19 protein-coding genes and 1 tRNA gene are annotated in these 21,403 nt (G+C 62.6%); 12 read left to right on the top strand and 8 right to left on the bottom strand.

The features are described 5' to 3' along the window. Window positions 1-43: 43 nt before the first annotated feature. From ACFX4T_RS05385 to ACFX4T_RS05400, 4 genes are read right to left on the bottom strand one after another with little or no spacing between them, the layout of a single operon-like run. Complete coding sequence (locus ACFX4T_RS05385) at window positions 44-1,819, bottom strand: acetyl/propionyl/methylcrotonyl-CoA carboxylase subunit alpha (RefSeq protein ID WP_377651053.1); 1,776 nt, start codon at window positions 1,817-1,819, stop codon at window positions 44-46. A gap of 7 nt (window positions 1,820-1,826) precedes the next feature. After that, a complete protein-coding gene (locus ACFX4T_RS05390) occupies window positions 1,827-3,512 on the bottom strand; it encodes a 5-oxoprolinase/urea amidolyase family protein (RefSeq protein WP_377651166.1) in 1,686 nt (561 codons plus the stop codon). 18 nt (window positions 3,513-3,530) lie between these two features. Beyond that, entirely contained in the window at window positions 3,531-4,865 is a 1,335-nt protein-coding gene (locus ACFX4T_RS05395) for an MFS transporter (RefSeq protein ID WP_223947461.1), read from the bottom strand. A 52-nt stretch (window positions 4,866-4,917) separates the two neighbouring features. Further along, window positions 4,918-5,676, bottom strand: coding sequence for a LamB/YcsF family protein (locus tag ACFX4T_RS05400; protein ID WP_377651054.1), 759 nt, complete (start codon window positions 5,674-5,676; stop codon window positions 4,918-4,920). A gap of 110 nt (window positions 5,677-5,786) precedes the next feature. Here ACFX4T_RS05400 and ACFX4T_RS05405 point away from each other — a divergent pair, with 110 nt between their 5' ends. Next, window positions 5,787-6,485 carry a GntR family transcriptional regulator gene (locus ACFX4T_RS05405; protein WP_377651055.1) on the top strand — a complete coding sequence of 233 codons (699 nt, stop codon included), beginning with the start codon at window positions 5,787-5,789 and terminating at the stop codon, window positions 6,483-6,485. A gap of 105 nt (window positions 6,486-6,590) precedes the next feature. Here ACFX4T_RS05405 and ACFX4T_RS05410 read toward each other — a convergent pair whose 3' ends face one another. Continuing rightward, window positions 6,591-7,316, bottom strand: coding sequence for a LysR family transcriptional regulator substrate-binding protein (locus ACFX4T_RS05410; RefSeq protein ID WP_216924329.1), 726 nt, complete (start codon window positions 7,314-7,316; stop codon window positions 6,591-6,593). A gap of 33 nt (window positions 7,317-7,349) precedes the next feature. On the opposite strand from ACFX4T_RS05410, the gene ACFX4T_RS05415 reads away from it, so the two are divergent. Further along, the gene (locus ACFX4T_RS05415; RefSeq protein WP_216924330.1) at window positions 7,350-7,799 is read left to right on the top strand and encodes a DUF5997 family protein; all 450 of its coding nucleotides are present in this window, start codon (window positions 7,350-7,352) and stop codon (window positions 7,797-7,799) included. A gap of 50 nt (window positions 7,800-7,849) precedes the next feature. On the opposite strand, the gene ACFX4T_RS05420 is transcribed toward ACFX4T_RS05415, so the two are convergent. Continuing rightward, on the bottom strand, window positions 7,850-8,230 hold the full coding sequence (locus ACFX4T_RS05420; protein WP_377651056.1) for a VOC family protein: 381 nt from the start codon (window positions 8,228-8,230) through the stop codon (window positions 7,850-7,852). 113 nt (window positions 8,231-8,343) lie between these two features. On the opposite strand from ACFX4T_RS05420, the gene ACFX4T_RS05425 reads away from it, so the two are divergent. Next, window positions 8,344-8,907, top strand: a complete 564-nt coding sequence (locus tag ACFX4T_RS05425) for a hypothetical protein (protein ID WP_377651057.1) — start codon at window positions 8,344-8,346, stop codon at window positions 8,905-8,907. A gap of 68 nt (window positions 8,908-8,975) precedes the next feature. Here the strand turns inward: ACFX4T_RS05425 and ACFX4T_RS05430 are convergent, their stop codons facing one another. Beyond that, complete coding sequence (locus ACFX4T_RS05430) at window positions 8,976-10,403, bottom strand: NAD(P)/FAD-dependent oxidoreductase (RefSeq protein WP_216924336.1); 1,428 nt, start codon at window positions 10,401-10,403, stop codon at window positions 8,976-8,978. Window positions 10,404-10,459: 56 nt separating this feature from the next. Between ACFX4T_RS05430 and ACFX4T_RS05435 the strand changes: the two genes are divergently transcribed. The 3 genes from ACFX4T_RS05435 to ACFX4T_RS05445 all read left to right on the top strand — a co-directional run bounded on the left by ACFX4T_RS05435 (window position 10,460) and on the right by ACFX4T_RS05445 (window position 13,137). After that, window positions 10,460-11,206: a TetR/AcrR family transcriptional regulator gene (locus tag ACFX4T_RS05435; RefSeq protein WP_216924337.1), complete on the top strand. Its 747-nt coding sequence runs from the start codon at window positions 10,460-10,462 to the stop codon at window positions 11,204-11,206. A gap of 94 nt (window positions 11,207-11,300) precedes the next feature. Continuing rightward, window positions 11,301-12,428, top strand: a complete 1,128-nt coding sequence (locus tag ACFX4T_RS05440) for a mandelate racemase/muconate lactonizing enzyme family protein (protein ID WP_377651058.1) — start codon at window positions 11,301-11,303, stop codon at window positions 12,426-12,428. A gap of 10 nt (window positions 12,429-12,438) precedes the next feature. Then, entirely contained in the window at window positions 12,439-13,137 is a 699-nt protein-coding gene (locus tag ACFX4T_RS05445) for a FadR/GntR family transcriptional regulator (protein ID WP_223947454.1), read from the top strand. A 130-nt stretch (window positions 13,138-13,267) separates the two neighbouring features. Here ACFX4T_RS05445 and ACFX4T_RS05450 read toward each other — a convergent pair. After that, a tRNA-Leu gene (locus tag ACFX4T_RS05450) sits at window positions 13,268-13,350 on the bottom strand. A 386-nt stretch (window positions 13,351-13,736) separates the two neighbouring features. Here ACFX4T_RS05450 and ACFX4T_RS05455 point away from each other — a divergent pair. The 6 genes from ACFX4T_RS05455 to ACFX4T_RS05480 are packed head-to-tail and all read left to right on the top strand — an operon-like array spanning window position 13,737 to window position 21,394. Next, window positions 13,737-14,486 (top strand): DUF3662 and FHA domain-containing protein, encoded by a 750-nt coding sequence (locus tag ACFX4T_RS05455; RefSeq protein WP_216924342.1) that lies wholly within the window; start codon window positions 13,737-13,739, stop codon window positions 14,484-14,486. Between the two features lie 5 nt (window positions 14,487-14,491). Next, window positions 14,492-14,971 carry an FHA domain-containing protein gene (locus ACFX4T_RS05460; protein ID WP_216924646.1) on the top strand — a complete coding sequence of 160 codons (480 nt, stop codon included), beginning with the start codon at window positions 14,492-14,494 and terminating at the stop codon, window positions 14,969-14,971. Between the two features lie 3 nt (window positions 14,972-14,974). Further along, on the top strand, window positions 14,975-16,666 hold the full coding sequence (locus tag ACFX4T_RS05465) for a protein phosphatase 2C domain-containing protein (protein WP_377651059.1): 1,692 nt from the start codon (window positions 14,975-14,977) through the stop codon (window positions 16,664-16,666). After that, entirely contained in the window at window positions 16,663-18,093 is a 1,431-nt protein-coding gene (locus ACFX4T_RS05470; RefSeq protein ID WP_216924346.1) for an FtsW/RodA/SpoVE family cell cycle protein, read from the top strand. Before ACFX4T_RS05465 ends, ACFX4T_RS05470 begins: the two co-directional genes overlap by 4 nt. Beyond that, a complete protein-coding gene (locus ACFX4T_RS05475; protein WP_216924348.1) occupies window positions 18,090-19,547 on the top strand; it encodes a penicillin-binding transpeptidase domain-containing protein in 1,458 nt (485 codons plus the stop codon). Before ACFX4T_RS05470 ends, ACFX4T_RS05475 begins: the two co-directional genes overlap by 4 nt. Next, window positions 19,544-21,394, top strand: coding sequence for a protein kinase (locus tag ACFX4T_RS05480; protein WP_223947451.1), 1,851 nt, complete (start codon window positions 19,544-19,546; stop codon window positions 21,392-21,394). Before ACFX4T_RS05475 ends, ACFX4T_RS05480 begins: the two co-directional genes overlap by 4 nt. Window positions 21,395-21,403: the final 9 nt, after the last annotated feature.

The following is a 21,403-nucleotide window of genomic DNA, read 5'->3' on the forward strand; positions in this document are numbered from 1 at the left end:
CACGGGATCAGGTTAGCGACGTTCCAGCGGCCCTCCTGACCCACTACTGGATGTGCGCCAGCACGGCTCCGGCGGTAACCACACCGCCGGGTGCCGAGAACACCTCGGAGAGCGTGCCTGCTCGGTGGGCTGCAACCTGCGTTTCCATCTTCATGGCCTCGACCACCAGCAAGGGGTCGCCTGCCGAGACCTCGGTGCCGGGCTCCACCAGCCACTTCACTACGGTGCCGGCCATGCTGGAGACCAGGGCTGACTCCGCTGGCGAGGCTCCCGTTGAATCGGACGCTCCCAGGGAATCACCCTGCAGCCCCGTGACCACCGAGCCTGAGGGAAGTCCCTGCCCTGACCGGGCCCAACCCTCCAGCAGATCAGCCGGGAGTCCCACTGCGAGCCGCTTGCCGTCGACATCCACGGTGATGGTGCGCCGCACGCCACCGGGTGCGACCACGTTGTATTCGGAATCAACGGGGATCTGATCTGCAAAGTCGGTCTCGATCCAACGCGTGTGAACGCGCAGCCCGGCTACGGAGGTAAAGTCATCGGACTCCACAACCGCTCGGTGGAACGGCAACACGGTGGGCAGTCCGGTGATCTCCATTTCCGCAAGTGCACGGCGTGCGCGGCGCAGCGCTTGCTGGCGGTCTGCACCAGTAACAATCAATTTGGCCAGGAGCGAATCGAACTGCGGTGCAATAAACGAGCCCGCGCGCACGCCGGTGTCCAAGCGAATGCCGGGACCCGTGGGCGCTTGGAACGATGCGACTGTGCCCGGGGAAGGAAGGAATCCACGGCCAACGTCCTCGGCGTTGATGCGGAACTCAAAGGAATGGCCGCGGGCGATGGGATCCTCGGAAATGCTCAAGGGCAGGCCGGCTGCAATACGGAACTGCTCCTGAACGAGGTCTATCCCGGCCGTTTCCTCGGTAATGGGGTGCTCCACCTGCAGGCGCGTATTTACCTCAAGGAAGGCCACCGCCCCATCCGCGGAGACCAAGAATTCAACAGTCCCGGCGCCGTAATAGCCGGCCTCGCGGACGATTGCCTTGGCGGCGTCATAGATCTGCTGCTGCTGGGACTCGGTAAGGAAAGGCGCGGGTGCCTCTTCCACGAGCTTCTGGTGACGGCGTTGGAGGGAGCAATCGCGCGTGCCCACCACAACGACGTTGCCATGGTTATCCGCGATGACCTGCGCCTCAACGTGCCGCGGCCTGTCAAGGTACTGTTCAACGAAGCATTCCCCCCGCCCGAACGCTGTGATGGCTTCACGCACTGCGGAGTCGAAGGCCTCCTCCACTTCGGCCAGTTCGCGGACAACCTTGAGCCCGCGACCACCGCCGCCAAAGGCCGCCTTGATGGCCACCGGCAGTCCGTGTTCCTCGGCAAACGCCCGGGCTTCAGCAGCAGTGGCAACCGGCCCATCGCTACCGGCCACAAGGGGGGCTCCAGCCCGGACGGCGATCTCGCGGGCTGTAATCTTGTTGCCCAACTGGCGGATCGACTCCGGCGACGGACCGATCCACTCGAGTCCGGCGTCGAGGACTGCTTGCGCAAAGTCAGCGTTTTCCGAGAGGAAGCCATATCCGGGGTGGACGGCGTCAGCCCCCGACTGCTCGGCAATGGAGAGCAGCTTCGCGACGTTGAGGTATGTCTCAGCAGGGCTGTTTCCGACCAAGCTGTAGGCTTCATCCGCGGCACTTACGTGCATTGCGTCGGCGTCGATATCCGCATAGACGGCCACGGACGAGATGCCGGCGTCATCGCAGGCTCGGGCGACTCGAACAGCGATTTCTCCGCGGTTCGCAATCAGGACCTTTCGCATCAAATACTCACTTCTCTGGGGTCTTGGTGAAGTCGGGGGAATCGGGGACCATCCGGAACCGGATCCGTCCGCCAATGGGGACCTGCCCGGCAAGGTCAAGGTGTTCGTCGCGAACGACGCCGATCACGGGGTAACCACCGGTGATGGGGTGGTCGGCCAAGAACAGCACGGGGAGGCCCGCGGGCGGGATCTGGAGGGCACCAGCCATAGTCCCCTCACTGGGAAGTTCACCCTCGCGGGCGCGCTGGAGAGGAGTCCCGTCCAGTCGCATGCCAACGCGGTTGGATTGTGGCGTGACCACCCATTCCTGGCTTGTTAGGGACTCGATGGCCGATTGATCGAACCAGTCAGCGCGCGGTCCGGGAACCACATCGAGCACAGTGACGCCCGTACCTGGGAACTCCGGTTGCAGCTCCGGGCTTCCAACGGCAGTGGAGGCCGTGGCGTCGCCCGCCAGAAGCTCCTGCCCAACCACCAGTGGGGCCGGTCCAATCCCGGACATCGTATCGGCCGAACGACTCCCCAGGACTTCGGGTACCGCTATGCCGCCGCGGATTGCGACGTAGTTCCGGAACCCGGCCTCGGGCGGTCCGAGCGCAAGAACTTCGCCGTCGAGTAATGCGAATGGAGCAGCCATCGGGACGGTGCGCACTGCGTCCTGGGCGTCTCCGTCAGGCTCCCTGGAATCAGCCGACGACGGCGACTGGACAGTTAGGGTGGTGGGCGCACCTGTCACAGCAATCACCTGGTCGCCGCACGCTTCCACCGTAAGTCCGCCATTGACGGTTTCGATGGCTGCAGCCGACGAGTTGTTGCCGACAAGACGGTTGGCCCGGCGGAGCGATGCCCTGTCCAACGCACCGGCCGCCGAGACACCCAAGGCACCGTAGCCTCTGCGGCCCAGGTCCTCGATGAGGCTTTGCGCGCCGGGGTTGAGTATCCGCAGGCCGAAGTCCGTGTGGTGATCCGCGTCGGGTTCGGCTTGATGCTCAACACTGGTTGTGACAACCTCGCGAGCCGTCACAACCTCACGTACAGCGCGGTACTGCACCCTGTCACCGGGCCGAACCAGGGCCGGTTGCGAGCGGTCCAAGTCCCACATCCGGGCTCCCGTTCGGCCAATCAGCTGCCAACCGCCTGGAGAACGCCGGGGATAGACGGCGGAGTACTGGCCGCCCAGAGCCACAGAGCCAGCGGGAACTGCCGTGCGCGGCGAGGAGCGGCGGGGAACCGTTAAGACGTCATTCTCGCCCACCATGTAACCAAATCCGGGAGCGAAGCCAGCGAATGCAACAGTCCAAATCTGGCCGGTGTGAGCCGCAATCACGCCCTCCACGCTAAGCCCGGTGAGCCCCGCGACATCGGCGAGGTCATCGCCGTCGTACACGGTATCGATGACCACCAGCCCGGAGTCGGTCGACTTCGTCGCGATGAGTTCCAGTTCGAGCAACCGGGCACCGATGGCCCGGGTTGCCGCTGCGGATTCGCCAACAACCATCACGGTTTCGGCTGCTGCCAGGACGTCTACCTGGCCAGGGAGCGGAGACTTGTAGAGCATGTCCTGCAGGGCCAGTACGTCCTGCAGCCCATCCAGCTCCGCAAGGACGGCACGGGTGCCGACGGGTCGCACCGAGCGGACCCTCTTCGCAGTGCTCGATTGCGTCGGGGTGGTCGTTTGCATCACGGTCTCCATCATCCGCTTCGTCGCCAGTTAGGCGGCCGACTCCTGCAGCAGGCGAAGGTCTTCTTCGGGCTTCGGATCCCGGCCCAAGAGCATTCCCACGATCGTGACAACGGCTGTCAGGACGAGGTATCCGGCGATCAAATACCAGCCGCCGGATGCCGCGCCGTAGAGAGCAGTGAAGATGATGGGCGCAACGGCTCCACCAATCACGCCGGCCAGGGTGTAAGCCAGTGAGCTGCCGGCATAGCGCAGGCGGGCTGGGAACTGCTCAGTGATGAAGGCGGCCTGTGGGCCATACATGAACGCGTGGAGCGCCAAACCGATCACTGTGCCGATGGTCAGCATAACCACTGACTTGCCCTGGATCATGAGGAAGAACAGGGGAATGTATACGGCTGTAGCGGCCGCTGTAACGCCGTAGACGAGGCGGCGGTTGAAGCGGTCTGTAAGTGCGCCGGCCAACGGAATGAGAAACAGCTGGAATGCGGATCCGATGAGGATGGCTGCCAGGACATTACCCGTGGTCATGCCAAGTTGCTTGGTGGCGTAAACCGCTACAAACACCGTGAAAAGCGCGTAGAGGACGTCCGGGCAGACCCGGGAGAGCGCTGCCGAAACCAAGGCCTTGGGTTCGGTGGTGAAGACTTCCTTGATGGGTGCTTTGGGTCGTTCGCCGTGGGCTTGGATTGCCTTGAAGACCGGGGTTTCTTCGAGCTTGAGGCGGATGATCAAGCCGAAGACCACCAGGAGCGCGGAGGAGAGGAAGGCTACGCGCCAGCCCCAGGAGAGGAACGCCTCATTGCTCAATGAAGCAGCAAGGATAGCCAGGACGCCGTTGGCCATGAGGTTGCCCGCGGGCGGACCGATCTGGGCTGCCGAGGACCAGAAGCCGCGCTTGTTGGGGTCTCCGAATTCGCTGGACAGCAGGACCGCTCCGCCCCATTCACCGCCTACACCGATGCCTTGGGCGAGGCGAAGAAGAACCAGGATGGTGGGCGCCGCCACGCCGATCACTGAGTAATCAGGCAGCGCACCTATGAGGACGGTCGCGACGCCGATAAGCACCAGCGTGAATACAAGGACGTACTTGCGACCAATCTTGTCGCCCAAACGCCCGAAGATGACGCCGCCGATCGGGCGGGCCAAGTAGCCCACCGCGAAAGCTGAGAAAGAGAGCAACAGTGCAACGAACTCATCGTTGCCGGGGAAGAAGATCTTGGGAAAGACGAGGGCCGAAGCCACGGAGTAGATAGCGAAGTCATAGTATTCAAGCGATGTGCCGGTGAGGCTGGCTATGTATGCCTTGAGGGCGCCGGCCGGTGGCTTCCTTGTCACGGCCTTGGCTGCGTTGGTGCTGGTCATGGTTTCCTCCGGGGGGATGAGGGGTGTGCTGCGGGGCCTGGTTCAAACAGGTCTAGAGGAACGAGCCGATGCTGACGCCGGCGTCGTCGAGAGCGGACTTCACTGCAGTGGCCATCGCGACGGCCCCCGGTGAGTCACCATGCACGCAGATGCTCTCTGCGCGGATCTTCAGGATGGAACCATCGATCGTCCTGACGGACTGTTCGGTGGCCATCCGCAAAACGTGCTCCGCCACTTCGGCGGGGTCGTGCAGGACGGCGCCTGGCTGTGAGCGCGAGACCAGGGTTCCGTCCGGGTTGTAGGCGCGGTCCGCGAACGCTTCGGCAACGCCACGAAGGCCGGCTTCCTTAGCGAGGCGCAGGACTTCGGAGCCGGGAAGGCCGAGGATCGGAAGGTTGGGATCAACTGATTTCACTGCCTCAACCACGGCCCGTGCCTGCGCAGTGTGCTTAACTATCGCGTTGTAAAGTCCGCCATGGGGCTTCACGTACTGGACGCTCCCACCCGTCGTGGCAGCCAGCGCCTGCAGGGCGCCGATCTGGTAAACGACATCGTCGGCCAACTCCATGGGATCAACGTCCAGGAAGCGGCGGCCGAATCCAGCAAGATCCCGGTAGCCGACGTGGGCGCCAATCACGACGCCGGCCTCAGCCGCCTTCTTGCAGGTGCTGCGAATAACGCTGGGGTCGCCAGCGTGGAATCCGCACGCAACGTTGGCACTGGAAACGGATTCGAACATGGCTGCGTCGTCGCCCAGCGTCCAACGTCCGAAAGACTCTCCGACGTCGCTGTTCAGGTCGATGACTGCCATGGTGTGATTCCTGCCTCGTGATGTGCGTTACATCAAGGATGCACCAAATTACCGGATTGTTCAACAATCCAGCGATCTTAATTTTTGAGCAATCGTGTAATTTTGGTGTCATGGCCAGTGCAGATCAGAAACCGCAGCAAAAAGCTGGCGTCGACGGCGCCGGCGCCCGCATGCGCCTACGCGTACCTTCGGTTGCGGAGAGGGTTGCGGAAGAACTGCGCTACCAGCTGGCCGAAGGCTTCCTCGTGCCGGGTGCCAAGCTCACGGAAGCCACCATCGCCGAGGACCTGGGCGTTTCGCGCAACACCGTCCGCGAAGCCTTCGCTGAACTGGCCACTGAACGCCTCCTGGTGCGCCACCCCAACCGCGGGGTGTACGTCGCCACCCTGGAAGCAGGGGATATCCACGATGTCTATACCGTCCGCCGTGCCATCGAGGTCAGTTCCATCCGTGCCGGCGGTTCTCCTGAGCGCATTGCCGCCGTCAGGGCCGCCGTCGAGGAAGGCAAGCGCGCAGCAGCAGCCGATGACAATGAGGGACTGGGCAGCGCCAACCAGCATTTCCATGGGGCCATCGTTGCCCTGGCCGAAAGCGGGAGGCTGAACACGATCATGGCCCAAGTGCTCGCTGAGATGCGTCTCTACTTCCACAAGGCCACCATGAACGCGCACTTTTACAGCGACTGGCTGAAGGAAAACGAGCAGATTTGCTCGGCACTCGAATCCGGCGACTTGGAGCGCGCCGGGGACCTTCTGCTCGCTTACCTCAACAGGTCAGAGCAGCAGCAGACCACAATCCACGGCGAATAGCCGGGATTCGCTGCACTCCTTCCCACTCGCCTCAGTCCGTAGCCCGAATTTCCGCCGATTGCAGCGCTCCAGGCCGCAAAATCGCGGAGCAACCGGGCAGGAGCGTCAGCGCTTGCCCTTCTTACGGGAACCCTTGCCACGGCCCTTGTCCGGATTCGGGGCGTAGCGCTGCGCCACCGCGGGCTTCTTGGGCCCGCTGCCTCGACGATCCGGCTTGGGAGCCTTCTTCGGCTTCTCCTGCTGGGCGGACGGCTGGCGTGAACTCTGCGCTGTCCGGCCCCGCACGATCCCGATGAATTCCTCAATCACCGGGCTATCTGTTCCAGCAAGCCAGGCGAGGCCGATCTGCGTTCCAGGAGCGCCAGTCAAAAGCCGCATCACGGTCTGCTTGTTGTTCAGGTGCCGGGCCACTGACATGGGCAGGATGGCCAACCCGGCTCCGGAAGCCACCACCTGCAGGGCCATGTCCGGTCCGCCCATTTCCTCCACGTCCAGGAAGTTCTCCTCGGACAGGTCCTCCAGCGCTACCTCTTCAAACACGGAAATCTCGTGCCCCTTCGGAGCGACCACAACGGGCTGCTCTTCATAGAGGGGAATGACGTTCAGGCCTTCCCGGTCCACGGGCAGCCGAACAAAGCTGAGGTCAGCGGAACCGTCACGCAAAACCGAAAGCTGCGCACCGTCGTCGGACATGAACGCGTGCAATGGGACGTCCGGCATCCGCTCTTCCCACCGCCGGATCCATTTCCCAGGCGTCACTCCCGCAACATATGCGAAGCGAAGCTCGGTGATGGGCTCGGTTATTTGGGCGGATTCGTCAGTGGCTGGCACACACTCACAGTACCGGCCAGATACCCTTGAAGCATGACGTCCTCGAACTCCCAGTCCATGAAGCCGGCCACCGTTGCCAAGAAACTCGGCATCTATCTGCCCGCGACACCCCAGGAGTTCCAGGATTCGTCCATCTCCCGCGAAGAATTCGCCGAACTCCAGGCCAACCCGCCGGAGTGGCTCGCCGAGCTCCGCCGCAACGGCCCGCACCCGCGCCCGGTGGTGGCACAGAAGCTGAACGTCTCCATCAGCGGCCTCGCCCGCGGTGGCGTCGAAGAAGCACTCACGACGGCGGAAATCACCGAGCTGCTGCAGGCTCCCCCGCAGTGGTTGGTTGTGGAGCGCGCCACCCACGCTGCAGTCCGCGCCGAGGCCCAGCGGGTCAAGGAGGAAGCTGCGAAGAAGGCCGCCACCAAGGAAGCCAAGGACAACGCAGCAGCCAAGCGCGATGCCCCGAAGACGTCAAAGCGCGATCACGCATAGTTTGAACGGGCTATGGCCGGGACCAGTTGGTCCCGGCCATAGCTGTTTAACTAGTCTTGGTGTAGTTGGACGAAGTTCCCGCACCCGTCGTCGAACACAGCGCTCATCCCGGAGAAATCCTCAGTGGGTTCGCCCTGGAACGTCACGCCGGCAGCCAGCAAACGCTCATACTCAGCCTGTACGTCAGGCACGCCAAAGGTGATCGCTGCCAACCCGGCCTCATGCAACGCGTTCATGTAATTGGCGCCGATCGGGTTGTCGCTCGGCTCCAGCAGGAGGCCCACGGAATTGTTGTCCGCCCCGGGATCCTTGATGATGAAGAGGTTGTACTCGGGCATGGCCATCAAAGTCTCGAAGCCAAGCGTTTCCGTATAGAAAGAGTGGGCCGTAGCGGGGTCCTTGACGTGGATGCTGCACATTTTCAGTCTCATGGTGCCTAGGCTACGCCCGCAAAGCGGTGAATTGTCCGTACGGAGGTGTCGCCCGGAAACACTCTGGCGCATACTGAAATCACAGCATCGCGTACTCGCCTGGAGGTGGTCAAATGCCCGCCATGATGCTCCTGTGGGGCGTAGCCCTCGTGCTCGCAACAGCGGCAACCACGTTCGTCCTCCACAGAAAACTCACGCATGGGCGCGGCCCGGAACCGGACACGATCTTCTGGGACCTCTTCGCGGGCCTGGTGGTGATTCTTCCGGCCATCCTCGTTCCCGCAGTGGAATGGGCGCCAGCCGGACTGATCATGGTCTTTGTCGGGGTGACCACTGCAGCAGCAACGCTGGCGACCAGCCGCAGGGTGGACCGTCTCCACGCAGCTGAGCCCCGGCGTCGTCCTGGTTTTGCGGAAGCTGCCGCCCGCCACGCGAGCGTCCTCCAGCAGTGGCAGCGCTACGAACTCGATCCCGGGCAAGCAATAGACTTCCCGGCAATGACGGACATCAGAACGGCCGAGACGGCTGCACTTGCCCGCGCCATGCGGGAGGCTGAGCACTGCCGGGTGACACCCGGGACCGACTACCAGGCCGCCGTCGAGCGTTTGGCCCAAGCACTTATCGAAGCGGAGCGGGCGGCAGGAGTGCCGAAGGCCGGACTACGCGCGCCGAGGTGACACCTAATGCGGATCCCACGCTGGAACATTGTCATCTAGTGCCACCTCGGCGGACTTCTGCGTAATGGTTAGCCGACCGGCAGCGCGCTCAACTTGTTGGCCTCGACGATGCGGGCAGCGGTTGCCTGCCCCATCCGGACCGCGCCGTCCACGTGCTGGTAGCCCTCGGCCGCGAGGTCGGACGAGGACCAGTAGATCGGTCCCACGTTCGCGTGCTGGTCCTTGCCGTAGCGGTGCAGGCCCCCGAGATCGTAGCTGGATGCGTACGCGCCGCGGGTCCATTCCTCGGAGCCCCAGTCCGATTCGTAGTAGACCTCGGGAGTCAGGGCCTTGTCGCCGAGGAAACCGGCGATGGACTTGAGGACGGCCTTCTTGCGGTCTTCGGCGCTGAGCTCGAACACGGCGTCGGCTTTTTCATCGGAAATGAAGCCCACCAATGTGCCGCGGGAGTCGCCGTGGTTGGTGTTGTCGTAGACCTCCTGCACCAAGGCGCCGGCGCTGAACCCGGTGCCGGAGAGGCCTTCTTCGCGCCAGAACGGCGTGCTGTACACAGCGTGAACCTTGATGACCAAGCCCAGTGACTGGTGCTGGTGCATCTGGTGCTGGCGGCGCGGCAGCGGCGGGTTGAAGGAAACGCGTGAGTACAGGTTGGGCGGCACCGCCATGATCACATACCGCGCGTTCACCGTGGCCCGCTCAGATTCAACCGTCACGCGGTCGGCGTCCCAGTTGATGGTGCGAACCGGGCTGTTAAGCACGACGTCGGAACCCAGCTCGGCTGCCTGGAGCAGCGAAACCTGCTGCATGCCACCAATGACGCGCTTGTCCAGGATGAAGTCTTCGTCCGTCAGGTGTGTGAAGGACCCTGCGGAAGCGGCCATGAGGACGGCCTGCAGCGCAGAGAAGGCGTGGGCAGGCTTGGTCAGCATGCCGCCGGCGATGAAGAGCCCGATGTTATTGCAGGCTTCCTCGTCGTTGGAGTTCTGGCGGAGCCAGTGGTGGAAGGAGATGGTGTCCAGTTCGCGGGCCTTGGGGTGCGCCCAGGGCTCCGTCGGCCCGATCTCCGCGGCGAGCCCGTCCAGGATGGCAACGAGCTTGTCCATCTCCGCCTTGGTGTGCTCGTTTACCGGGAAGGTGTCACCCGTGTACTGCACGCGCTTGCCGTCGGCACCGATGTAAACGGACTCGCCGTCGCGGTAGCGCGGGTACATTTTCAGTCCCAGCTCGTCCAGCAGGTCCATGAGGGCCGTCTGGTCCGGGGAAACCCACTGGCCGCCGATTTCCAGCATGGCGCCGTCGATGGTGTCGGTCCAGGTGCGGCCGCCCACGCGGTCGCGTGCTTCCAGCACGGCAACGCTGAGTCCGGCCTTCTTCAATTCGCGTGCCGCCGTCAACCCTGACGGTCCGGCACCGACGATCACAACGTCGCGATCAAGATTCTGCATGATGTCCTCTCCGTGGCCGTCCGTGGTGGCTGACCAATAAATGAATGCCATTCATTTATATTCGATGATAGCGGCCAAGTCCGCGACTGGGAAGACCCGATGGAATAATGCTGGAGATACAGGCAGCAGAAAGGCTTCCGATGCCCGCACCCACACCCGCTCCAGAACCCGAGCCGGGCGTTGCCCCTTCTCCTGCCAGCAAGGCGCGGCGCCGCGCCGGACGGCCCATGGCACGCATCCTGGACCAGAACGGCATCACGACGGCGGCCCTGGAGTTAATCAGCAGCAAGGGTTACGACGGACTCACCATGGCAGCGCTGGCACGTTCGCTGGGCGTGGCGCCATCCGCCCTTTACAACCACGTAGCATCCAAGGACGACGTCCTCTTGCTGGTAGAGGACCACTTGGCCGCGATGGTTGATGTCTCTGCCTTTGGTGTGGAGCCGTGGGATGTGGCTGTGCGCCGCTGGGCGTGGTCGTACCGGGATGTGTTCTCGGAGCACACGCCCCTGATCCCCGTCATTGCGGTGCTGCCGGTTGCGAACGCCCCGAAGACCCTTGCGATGTACGAGGCCGTGACGGCTGGATTCCGCGACGCCGGCTTCCCTGAGGAGAAGATCATTTCCGCGATTGTTGCCTTGGAGGCCTTCGTCTTTGGGGCCGCCTATGACGTCACCGCGCCTGAAGACATCTTCGACGCCGGCTCGCTCGCGGACCAGGTACCCAACTTCACCGCCGCCGTGGACCGACTTGCCCTTGAGCAGCATCCGCGGCCAACGGACGTTGCTTTTAGCCTGGGGCTGGAGGCTCTGATCGGCGGGTTCGGGGCGCTGCGACAAGCTGTTTCCGACTGACGCGACTGACTGGGAGTTTGAGGAGTTCTTGTAGTACAAGTTAATAACTTGTATCCTAGGTGTCAGGCAAAGATGCCCACCCCTTAGGAGAACCATGAGCCCCGTAGATCTCATTCGACACATCAAGTTGTCAACGGCCCGCTTGCCCCTCGTAGTGCCCATCAGCGATGCCAAGGTCTTTACGGGCCGCCAGAAACCGATGACCGAAGTCGTCTTCCTCTTCGCAGAGATCACCACGGAGCAGGGCCACAGCGGCATCGGCTTCAGCTATTCAAAACGTGCTGGTGGTCCGGCCCAGTACGCCCACGCGAAGGAGGTCGCGGAGGGCGTCATCGGCGAGGACCCCAACGACATCGGCAGGATCTATACCAAGCTTCTCTGGGCCGGAGCTTCCGTGGGCCGCTCGGGCGTTGCAACCCAGGCCCTGGCAGCAATAGACATCGCGCTCTACGATCTCAAAGCCAAGCGCGCCGGACTCCCCCTGGCCAAACTGCTGGGCTCCTACCGCGACTCGGTGCAGACCTACAACACCTCCGGCGGCTTCCTCAACGCCACGTTGGAAGAGGTCAAGGCACGCGCAACGCAGTCCATCGAAGAAGGCATTGGCGGCATCAAGATCAAAGTGGGCCTCCCGGATTCCAAGGAGGACATCCGTCGCGTGGCGGGCGTCCGCGAACACATCGGCTGGGACGTACCGCTCATGGTGGACGCAAACCAACAGTGGGACCGGGCAACCGCCCTGCGCATGGGTCGCCAGCTTGAGGAATTCAACCTCATCTGGATCGAAGAGCCGCTGGACGCGTATGACTTCGAAGGGCACGCACACCTTGCCCAGGTCTTGGATACCCCCATCGCCACAGGCGAGATGCTGGCCTCCGTTGCGGAACACAAAGGCCTTATCAACGCCAACAGTTGCGACATCATCCAGCCCGACGCACCACGCGTTGGCGGCATCACCCAGTTCCTGCGCCTCGCAGCCCTCGCCGACGAACGTGGCCTTGGCCTGGCTCCGCACTTCGCCATGGAGATCCACCTCCACCTGGCTGCCGCCTATCCGCGCGAGCCGTGGGTGGAGCACTTCGATTGGCTGGATCCATTGTTCGAGGAACGCCTTGAGACCAAGAACGGCCGGATGATCGTTCCGGACCGCCCCGGACTCGGCGTAACGCTGAGCGGGCAGGCCCGTGCCTGGACCACCGAATCCGTGGAATTCGGCGCGTAATCTTGAACCCATGAGCCGAAACCTGACAGCGGATCTCGCCGCCGACCTTCGCAGCCGCATCGTCGACGGCGTCATCCAGCCAGGTGAGAAGCTCCCCAGCGAAAATACCCTCATCGGCGAATACGGCGTCAGCCGGACAGTGGTCCGCTCCGCCCTGACCCGTCTGCAGGCAGAGGGACTTGTCGAAACCGAACGTGGGCGGGGCAGCTTCGCGCTGACCCCGCCATCGGACGGCCCACTTCAAGCGCCGGGCACAAGGCCGGTTGTGAGTATGGAAGACCGGCTGCAGATGCTCGACTTCAGGATCGGCGTGGAGACTGAAGCCGCAGCGTTGGCGGCCTTGAATCACACTGAGCATCAATTGAAGGCAGTCCACGGTGCCCTGGAGCAATTCACGGCAAGTTCCGGCCACCCGGCCCACTCCATGAAGGCTGACTTCGAATTCCACCGGGCCGTTGCCGCGGCGTCAGGCAATCCCTTTTATACGGACTGCATCAGTGCGTTGGGCCAAACCATGATCACCATGCCCCGCACGCGCCTCCTGGCCAGCGACGAGGAAGACTCCCGGGAACGCTTCGAGCAAGTGGTCCACGAGCACTCCTCTATATACGCGGCCATCGCCGATGCCGACCCAGCGGCTGCCTCGGCAGCCATGCGCCTACACCTGAGCAATTCGCGACGCCGGTTCAAGGGTTCGCGGCGCGGCTGACCTCCCGCTTCGCAGCCCAACTAAGTCGCATTAGTGCGCGTTTAGAGCCGTCTAAACGCGCACTAATGCGACTGAGTTGGGGGAAACAACAAAAGAGCCCCGATCCTAAGACCGGGGCTCTTTCTATGCGTGCGCGAGGGGGGATTTGAACCCCCACACCCTTTCGGATACTGGCACCTGAAGCCAGCGCGTCTGCCGTTCCGCCACTCGCGCGCAACTTCTTTTTCAGGACTTCCACCGGTCTCCCAGCTTCGTTTCCTTCAAAAGCAGCGAGATCAAGCATAACGGACATTCCAGACAAAACACCAATCGAGCCCCTGTGGGGGTGTGGACAACGCGGAGGTAAGGTTCCCACGCCGTACAACTTCTGCTTAACGGCACGGAAATTTCACACCCTCCCTGCCCCGCCAGAACAGGCCGGAATCGAACTTTTCCGCGTCGTAAGGCGTTGTGGATTAAGGCCATTCCCAGACACTCCCAGTAGTATCGGGAAGTGGAAGGGCCGTTCGGCGCTCACTTTGCTGTGTGCATGGACGGGTCGAAGCACCGAGTATTGAACCAGGCACAGTGGGTGCCGCGACGAGGAAGGGAGAAGGACCATGGGTTTGCTGGACAAAGTCGAGCGCGGCATTGAAAAGGCTGTCCGCAACGTCTTCTCCACGGGGTCGCGGGCACGTGTTGAGCCGGTGGAAATCGCGAGCAAGCTACGGCGCGAGCTGGACAACAAGTCCATCACCATCGCGGCCGGGCGCACTCTCGCCCCCAACGTGTTCGATGTCCTCCTCAGCGACGAAGATTTTGGACGCGCCCAGGAGTGGGGGACTCCGCTGGCAGAGGAACTGTGCGATGTGGTCATCCAGCACGTTCGCAGCCAGGGCTACACACTCCAGGGTGCGGTCCGGATTTCGTTCCGTCGAAATGAAGAGGAACGCGCCGGACACTTCGAAATAACTTCCCGGACCGAGAAATCCTCCGACGACGCCGCTGCCGCGCCGCAGGCCCCTCGGCCAAATGTTCCAGCTGCACCAGCCCGGCAGCCAACCCGACTCCAGCCTGTCCTGGACATTGCCGGCCAGCGGTATTCACTCAATGCCCAGTCGGTGGTGCTCGGCCGCTCTTCGGAAGCGGACATCCTGGTGGATGACACCGGCGTCTCCAGGAAGCACCTTGAGGTCCGCACCCAGAACGGCACCACGTGGGCCGTTGACCTCGGTTCCACCAATGGCAGTTACGTCAACGGTCACAAGGTGGACGGTAGCGTGGAGCTCACTGACGGCTCAACCATCACGATGGGACGTACAAAGATCATTTTCCGCCTCCTCCCCCAAACCCTGGGTGGCCACGCGTGAACGACATCAGCGAACTGACCATCACGGCACTTCGCTTCGGTTTCCTGCTGTTGCTGTGGGTCTTGATCTTCAGCATCGTGTCCACCATGCGCCGCGACTTCCAGATCGGCCGCAAGGCCGTGACCGGAGCCCCTACGGCGCGCGAAGTCCGCAAGCACCCCGAATTGGCCGCTTCCCCAACGCCCGCCATCCAGCATGCGCGCAATCTGGTGGTGACTGAGGGACCTCTCAAAGGCACCACCCTTCCTTTGGCGGCAAGCCCTATCCTGTTGGGCCGCGCCCAGGAAGCCACGCTGGTCCTGGAAGACGACTACGCTTCCGGCCGGCATGCACGCTTGTTCCCGCAGGGCAGCCGCTGGTTCATTGAGGACCTTGGGTCCACCAACGGCACCTACCTGGCCGATCAACAGCTCACCCGTGCCCTGCCGGTGGAGCTTGGCGTTCCCGTGAGAATCGGCAAGACGGTTATTGAATTGAGGCCGTAGTCCATGGCCTCTCCCGAGACCCCGGAAGGCAAGGAAACGCCTGCGGAGCGCCCGCTCATCATGCGCTACGCCGCGCGATCCGACGTCGGACGGATCCGCTCCAAGAATGACGACTCCGCATATGTGGGCCGCCATCTCGCAGTCGTTGCCGATGGCATGGGCGGTCACGCAGGCGGAGACGTCGCCTCGGCCTCCACGGTGCTGGACATGATCCACCTCGATCATGATGACTACCCCGACGGCGCCGACACGATCCTCGCCGATGAGATCCAGACCGCCAATTCACTGCTGTCCGAGCTGGTGCATCAGAATCCCAAGCTATCCGGAATGGGCACCACCGTTACTGCCCTGCTCCTTGAGGGCCGCAAACTGCATTTCGCCCACATCGGCGATTCCCGGGCCTACCGCCTGCGGAACAAGAAGTTCGAACAAGTCAGCATTGACCATACGTTCGTTCAACGCCTTATTGACGAAGGCCGGCTCCGCCCCGAAGAAGCCGAAACACATCCCCACAAAAACGTTCTGATGCGCGTCCTGGGTGACGTCGATGCCAGCCCTGAGCTGGACTTGGATGCCCTCGACGTCGAACCGGGCGAACGATGGCTGCTGTGCTCGGATGGCCTCAATTATGTGGCAGGGCACGTGGTGGAGCGGGTATTCCGGGAAACCAAGGACCTGCGTGAATGCGCGGAAATCCTTGTCAATCTCACGTTGGAAGCCGGCGCCCCGGACAACGTCACCGTGGTCGTGCTGGAGATTGCTGAGGAGACCGACGACGACGTCAACACGGCCGCCGTCGACGTCGTTCCTCCCGCGGCGCTTGCCGCGCTCGACGAGCCGGACTCCTCTGCCACAGATAAGCCGGCGGAAGGTCCCTCCGCTACCAAGCCCGCAGATGCAAGTCCGGGCGAGCTTAAGGCAGCGGCGCCCGATGATGGCAAGGTTGCTGAAGCCGGTTCCTCCTTCAGCACCGGCGACCCAACTGCGGAGAAGGCTGAGTCCGGTGACGAAGCCGGGACCTCCAAGGAGCCGCCCACCACTACCGACCCGCATCTGGGTGAGCATCTTTCCGCTGAGGTCCTCCGCGAGGAACTCGCCAGCCGTCCCCACGAGCTTGTGGGGGCTGCGGCTACAGCGGCCGAGACCGGATCCATCCCCACTGTGGCAGGCCGCACCGTTGCTCGACGCGCGGCTACTGTGCTCACGCACAAGGCCGAACAGGACCGCCTGGAAACCGAAGAACCGGCACGCCGCCGCATTCGCTGGCTCATGCCTGCCGTCGCAGCTGTTGTTGTGCTCGGCGTCGTGGTGGGCCTGTGGCTTGGTTACGCTTGGACGCAGACCCGCTATTACGTTGGCGAGTACGACTCCCGTGTAGCAATCTTCAACGGCATTTCGCAGCGGCTCGGACCCATCCAGTTGTCCCGGCTTGAAACTGTCACTGACCTCCGTGTTGCGTCTCTTCCCGAGTATGGTCAACAGAGCGTTCGGCAGACTGTTCCTGCCGGAGACCTTGATGATGCCCAACGTATTGTGGAGAACTTGAAGAACTACGGCAGTACCTCTGGAACCTGCCCCAGCACCGCACCTTCCCCCACTCCGTCAGCGACAACAAGTGTTCCAATTCCCAGTACAGCGGCCATTGCCAGCCCCACGCCTTCGCCCGTACCGACTCCCTGTGAGGCGGCAAAATGATCCAGACTGAGACCACGCCCAAGCCGCGCCGCAACGTTGAGCTGGCGCTCATCGTGCTTGCGCTTGCCGTTGGCATCGGCGCCAGCGCTTTGGTGAGCATCAATTCCGAAAGTGGACTGGACAGCGACTTCTGGTTCCAATCGAGCCTGCTTGCTGTCGCTGCCTTTGCCTTCCACGTTGTTCTGAGGTTGCGCGCTAAGTATGCCGACCCAGTAATACTTCCGATCGTTGTTGCCTTGAACGGGCTCGGCCTCGCTTTGATCCACCGCATGGACGGGCCTGGGGACGATACCGGTAATAATCAGCTCCGTTGGACGCTTATTGCCATGGCAGTATCCATCGCTGTGATTTGGTTCCTCAAGGACCACCGCATCTTGCGCCGGTTTACCTACATTTCCCTGGCAGCGAGTGCTTTCCTTCTGGTTTTGCCGCTCGTTCCGGGCATTTCAGCCGGTGAGGTACTGGGCGCGAGCGTGTGGATCCGGATCGGCCCGATGACGTTCCAGCCCGGTGAAATTGCCAAGATCACGCTGGCAATATTCTTCGCGGGGTATCTTTCCTCCAACCGGGACCTCATCCTGCTGGCCGGACGGAAAATCGGCCCCATGCAGTTCCCGCGGTTCAAGGACCTGGGTCCCATGATCACGGCCTGGTTGGTGAGCATCGGCGTCCTCGTATTCCAGCGCGACCTCGGATCGTCAGTCCTCTTCTTCGGCCTCTTCATTGTGATGATCTACGTCGCCACAAGCCGCATCTCATGGGTGGTGATCGGCCTTGCCCTGATCCTTGGCGGCGGCTTCATCGCTTCCAAGATCTTCTCGCACGTTGCCTTCAGGATCGACAGCTGGATCAACGCCTTCACACCCGAAGTCTTTGGCAGGTCGCCCGGTGGCAGTGGGCAGATCGTCCAAGGCTTGTTCGGCATGGCTGACGGCGGGCTGGTGGGCACGGGCCTTGGTCAGGGCCGGCCGGACCTGGTGCCCTTCGCCAATAGCGACATGATCGTGGCACTCATCGGCGAAGAACTCGGCCTCATTGGTCTGTTCGCTGTCGTGATGCTCTACCTGTTGCTTTTTACCCGCGGTTTCCGTGCCGCATTGGGCACCCGTGATGCTTTCGGCAAGTTGTTGGCCTGCGGGCTCTCCTTCGCTATCGCGCTCCAGTGCTTCGTGGTCATTGGCGGCGTCACCAGGCTTATCCCGCTGACGGGCCTCACCACGCCGTTCCTGGCCGCCGGTGGATCCTCCCTTCTGGCCAACTGGATAATCGTCGGCCTCCTGCTCATGATCTCCAACACCGCCCGCGGGCCCATAGATACCACTCCGATGGTCAACAAACCTCCTGCAAGCAGCACCAACCCGGCCGCCCGCAAGTCGTCCGCCGTACCCACACCGGGCGCGCCCACGGAAGCGGTGAAGCACCCGTGAACCAGGCAATTAGAAGTTCGTGGATGGCTGCCGTCGCCATGTTCGCGTTGATTTTCGGCGCCATTAGCTACGTCCAGGTCATTGGCGCTGACGATCTCAACGCCAATCCATGGAACCAGCGGGCCATCCTTGCAACGTTCTGCAATGACCGCGGGGCGATCATCGTCGCAGGTAAGCCGATTGCAGAGTCCGTTCCGGGAAACGAGTCCTGCGCGTTCCAACGCAAGTACACGCAGCCTGAACTTTATGCGGGCATCACCGGATACTTCTCCAGGGGATTTGGTTCTACGGGGCTCGAGCAGTCCCTGAGTGATCAGTTGGCTGGAAACTCTGACCAGCTGTTCCTGGATCGCGTCAGCCAGATGTTCCTTGGGAATGAGCCCAAGGGCGCCTCCGTGGAACTCACGCTCGATCCCGCCATCCAGCAACTTGCCTACGACCTCATCCCGGAGGGTCAGCGTGGCTCCATCGTTGTGACCAACCCGAAAACCGGCGCCATCCTGGCCATGGTTTCCAAGCCGTCTTACGACCCCAACCTGATCGCTACCCACGACACCGCTGCCGCAGCGGCCAATTACGCCGAGCTGAACAAGATTCCCGGCATCAACTTGAACCAGAATGTCAGCGGGCCCACGGGTAACCTGTTGTCCCCGGGCTCGGTGTTCAAGCTTGTCGATACTGCGGCCGCCCTGAATTCCGGCAAGTACAACAAGGACAGCGAACTGCCGAACCCCAGCAGCCTGCCATTGCCTGGATCCAGTGCGAGCCTGCCCAACTACGCCGGAGGCAACTGCAACGTCCGTGAAACGGCAACGTTCTCCTTCGCCCTGGAACAGTCATGCAACACTCCCTTTGCGAGCATCGCGCTGGACCTTGGCCAGGACGCCATTCGGGACCAGGCAGAGAAGTTCGGTTTCGGTGACACCTTCGGCGATCAGCTCAAGCTCCAGCAGGCCGTCAGCGTCTTCCCGAAGGATCTTGACCAAGCGCAGCTTGCCCAGTCCTCGGTGGGTCAGCGCGACGTCAAGGCAACTCCGCTGCAGATCAACCTGATGACTGCGGCAATTGCCAACGGTGGTGTGCAAATGAAGCCCAACCTGGTCAAGACAGTCCGTGCACCCGATCTCCGGGTAATCAGCGAGTTCAAGCCCGAGGCCCTCCGTACAAGCACCACCCAACCCATCGCGAACCAGATCACCCAGTGGATGAGCAGCGCGGTCTCCAACGGCATCGCCAGCGGCGCTGCCGTCCCGGGAGTTCAGGTAGCCGGTAAGACCGGTACTGCCGAGCTCGGCGATTCAGGTTTGAACAACTCTTGGTTCACCGGGTTCGCCCCGGCGAACGATCCGCAAGTGGCCGTCACCATCGTCATGGAAGGTGTGGATGTGCTCACAGGCGCCAAGCTAACCAGTCCGAACGCAAAGAAGATTTTTGAGGCGGTGTTGAATAAGTGAGACCTACTTCGGGAATCACACTCGGCGGCAGGTTCCAGCTGACCAGTCGCATTGCGATTGGCGGCATGGGCGAGGTCTGGAAGGCCAAGGACCAGATCCTGGGCAGGATCGTTGCCATTAAGGTGCTCAAGGAGGAATACACCGGGGACCCCGGCTTCCTCCAGCGTTTCCGCGCCGAAGCCCGCCACACAGCACTCCTTAACCACGTGGGTATTGCCAACGTCTTCGATTACGGCGAAGAAGCCGGCTCGGCCTATCTGGTCATGGAACTGGTACCCGGCCACCCTTTGAGCGGCATCCTTGAGCGCGAGCAGGTCCTGTCGCCTGACATGACCCTTTCGATCATCTCCCAGACGGCGCGCGCACTGGCGGTGGCACATGCCCAGGGACTGGTCCACCGCGACATCAAGCCGGGCAACCTCCTGATCACGCCTGACAACCGCGTCAAGGTCACCGACTTCGGTATCGCCCGCCTGGCTGACCAGGTGCCGCTGACCCAGACCGGCCAGGTCATGGGCACTGCCCAGTACCTTGCTCCAGAGCAGGCAACAGGACAAACTGCCACCGGCTCGTCTGACATCTACTCGCTGGGCGTCATCGGCTACGAATGCCTCACCGGCCATCGTCCGTTCTCCGGTGAATCGCAGATCGCCATTGCCCTTGCGCAGGTTAACGATGCCCCGCCACCGCTTCCGGAGACGCTGCCTACTCCGGTGCGTGCCCTCCTGATGTCGATGCTCGCCAAGGATCCCAAGAACCGTCCGGCCAACGCCATCAAGCTTGCGGAGGCCGCCGAGGCTATCCGCAACGGCGATATCACCACTGCCCACGCCGCGGTGCCAGGAATGCTCCTCTTCGAAGCCGCTACTGGACCCATCACGGCACCGGTCAACACTGCCACGGCCCCAACCGGCGTCGTTACCTCGCCTTTTGGCAAGGAGCATTCCACGACGTCGACTTCCGCGCTTCCGGTGCTCGGTGCAAGCGCCGCTGTTGGAGGCGCAGCCGGTGCGGCTGTTGGAGCTGCCGGCGCTTCCGCGGACAACCATTTGGCGCGCGCGAATGCACTTGAGGCAGAGCGGCAGCTGAACGACGATGAAGAAGTCATCTACAGCGATGACGACAACTACGACGACGTCGAGCCTGAGCGTAAGAAGCGCAGCCCCTGGACCTGGCCGCTCGTTGCCCTGATCCTGCTGGTGCTCTTCGCGCTGGTTGGTTTCCTGATTTCACAGTCTGGCTTCTTCTCACCGAATCCGGGTCCGAGCGAGTCCCCATCTGCAAGCACAAGCCGGAGCGCAAGTCCAACGTCGCAATCGGCCACCCCAACGCAGACGTCCCAGGCCCCGTCCCCGACACCGACGCAGTCCACCCCCCAGAAGATCAACCTGATCCCTGAGGAGTATCTCGGACAACCGTTTGAGACTGTCCGCAGCCAGCTCGTTGGGTTGGGCCTGCAGGTAAACGGGCAGGAAGTATTCAACACTGCTGCGGTGGGCACGGTAACTGACCTTAACCCCACGGGACCTGTTGATCCAGGGGAAGTTATCACTGTCCAGTACTCCAAGGGTCCGGAAATGGTCTCCGTGCCCAGCATCGGCGTGGGGCTCAGCGAGGACGAGGTCCGGGGACTGATCGAAGCAGCGAACCTGCGGTGGGTCCCGGGCGATCCCGTCAATGGTGCCGTCGGCCAGAAGCCAGGCACGTTCGTACGTTCCGAGCCAGCCCCTGGAACAAAGGTTGCCGCCGGTTCGGTAGTCACGTACCACCTGTCCAAGTCGCTTGTACCGAGCAATCCGACATCCCCGAGCGCCAGCCCCAGCGGCTCCGGCAGCCCGAGTAACTAAGTAGCCGCC

This window comes from Paenarthrobacter sp. YIM B13468 (genome assembly GCF_042788025.1).
In the GTDB taxonomy this organism is placed as follows: Bacteria; Actinomycetota; Actinomycetes; order Actinomycetales; family Micrococcaceae; genus Arthrobacter; species Arthrobacter aromaticivorans.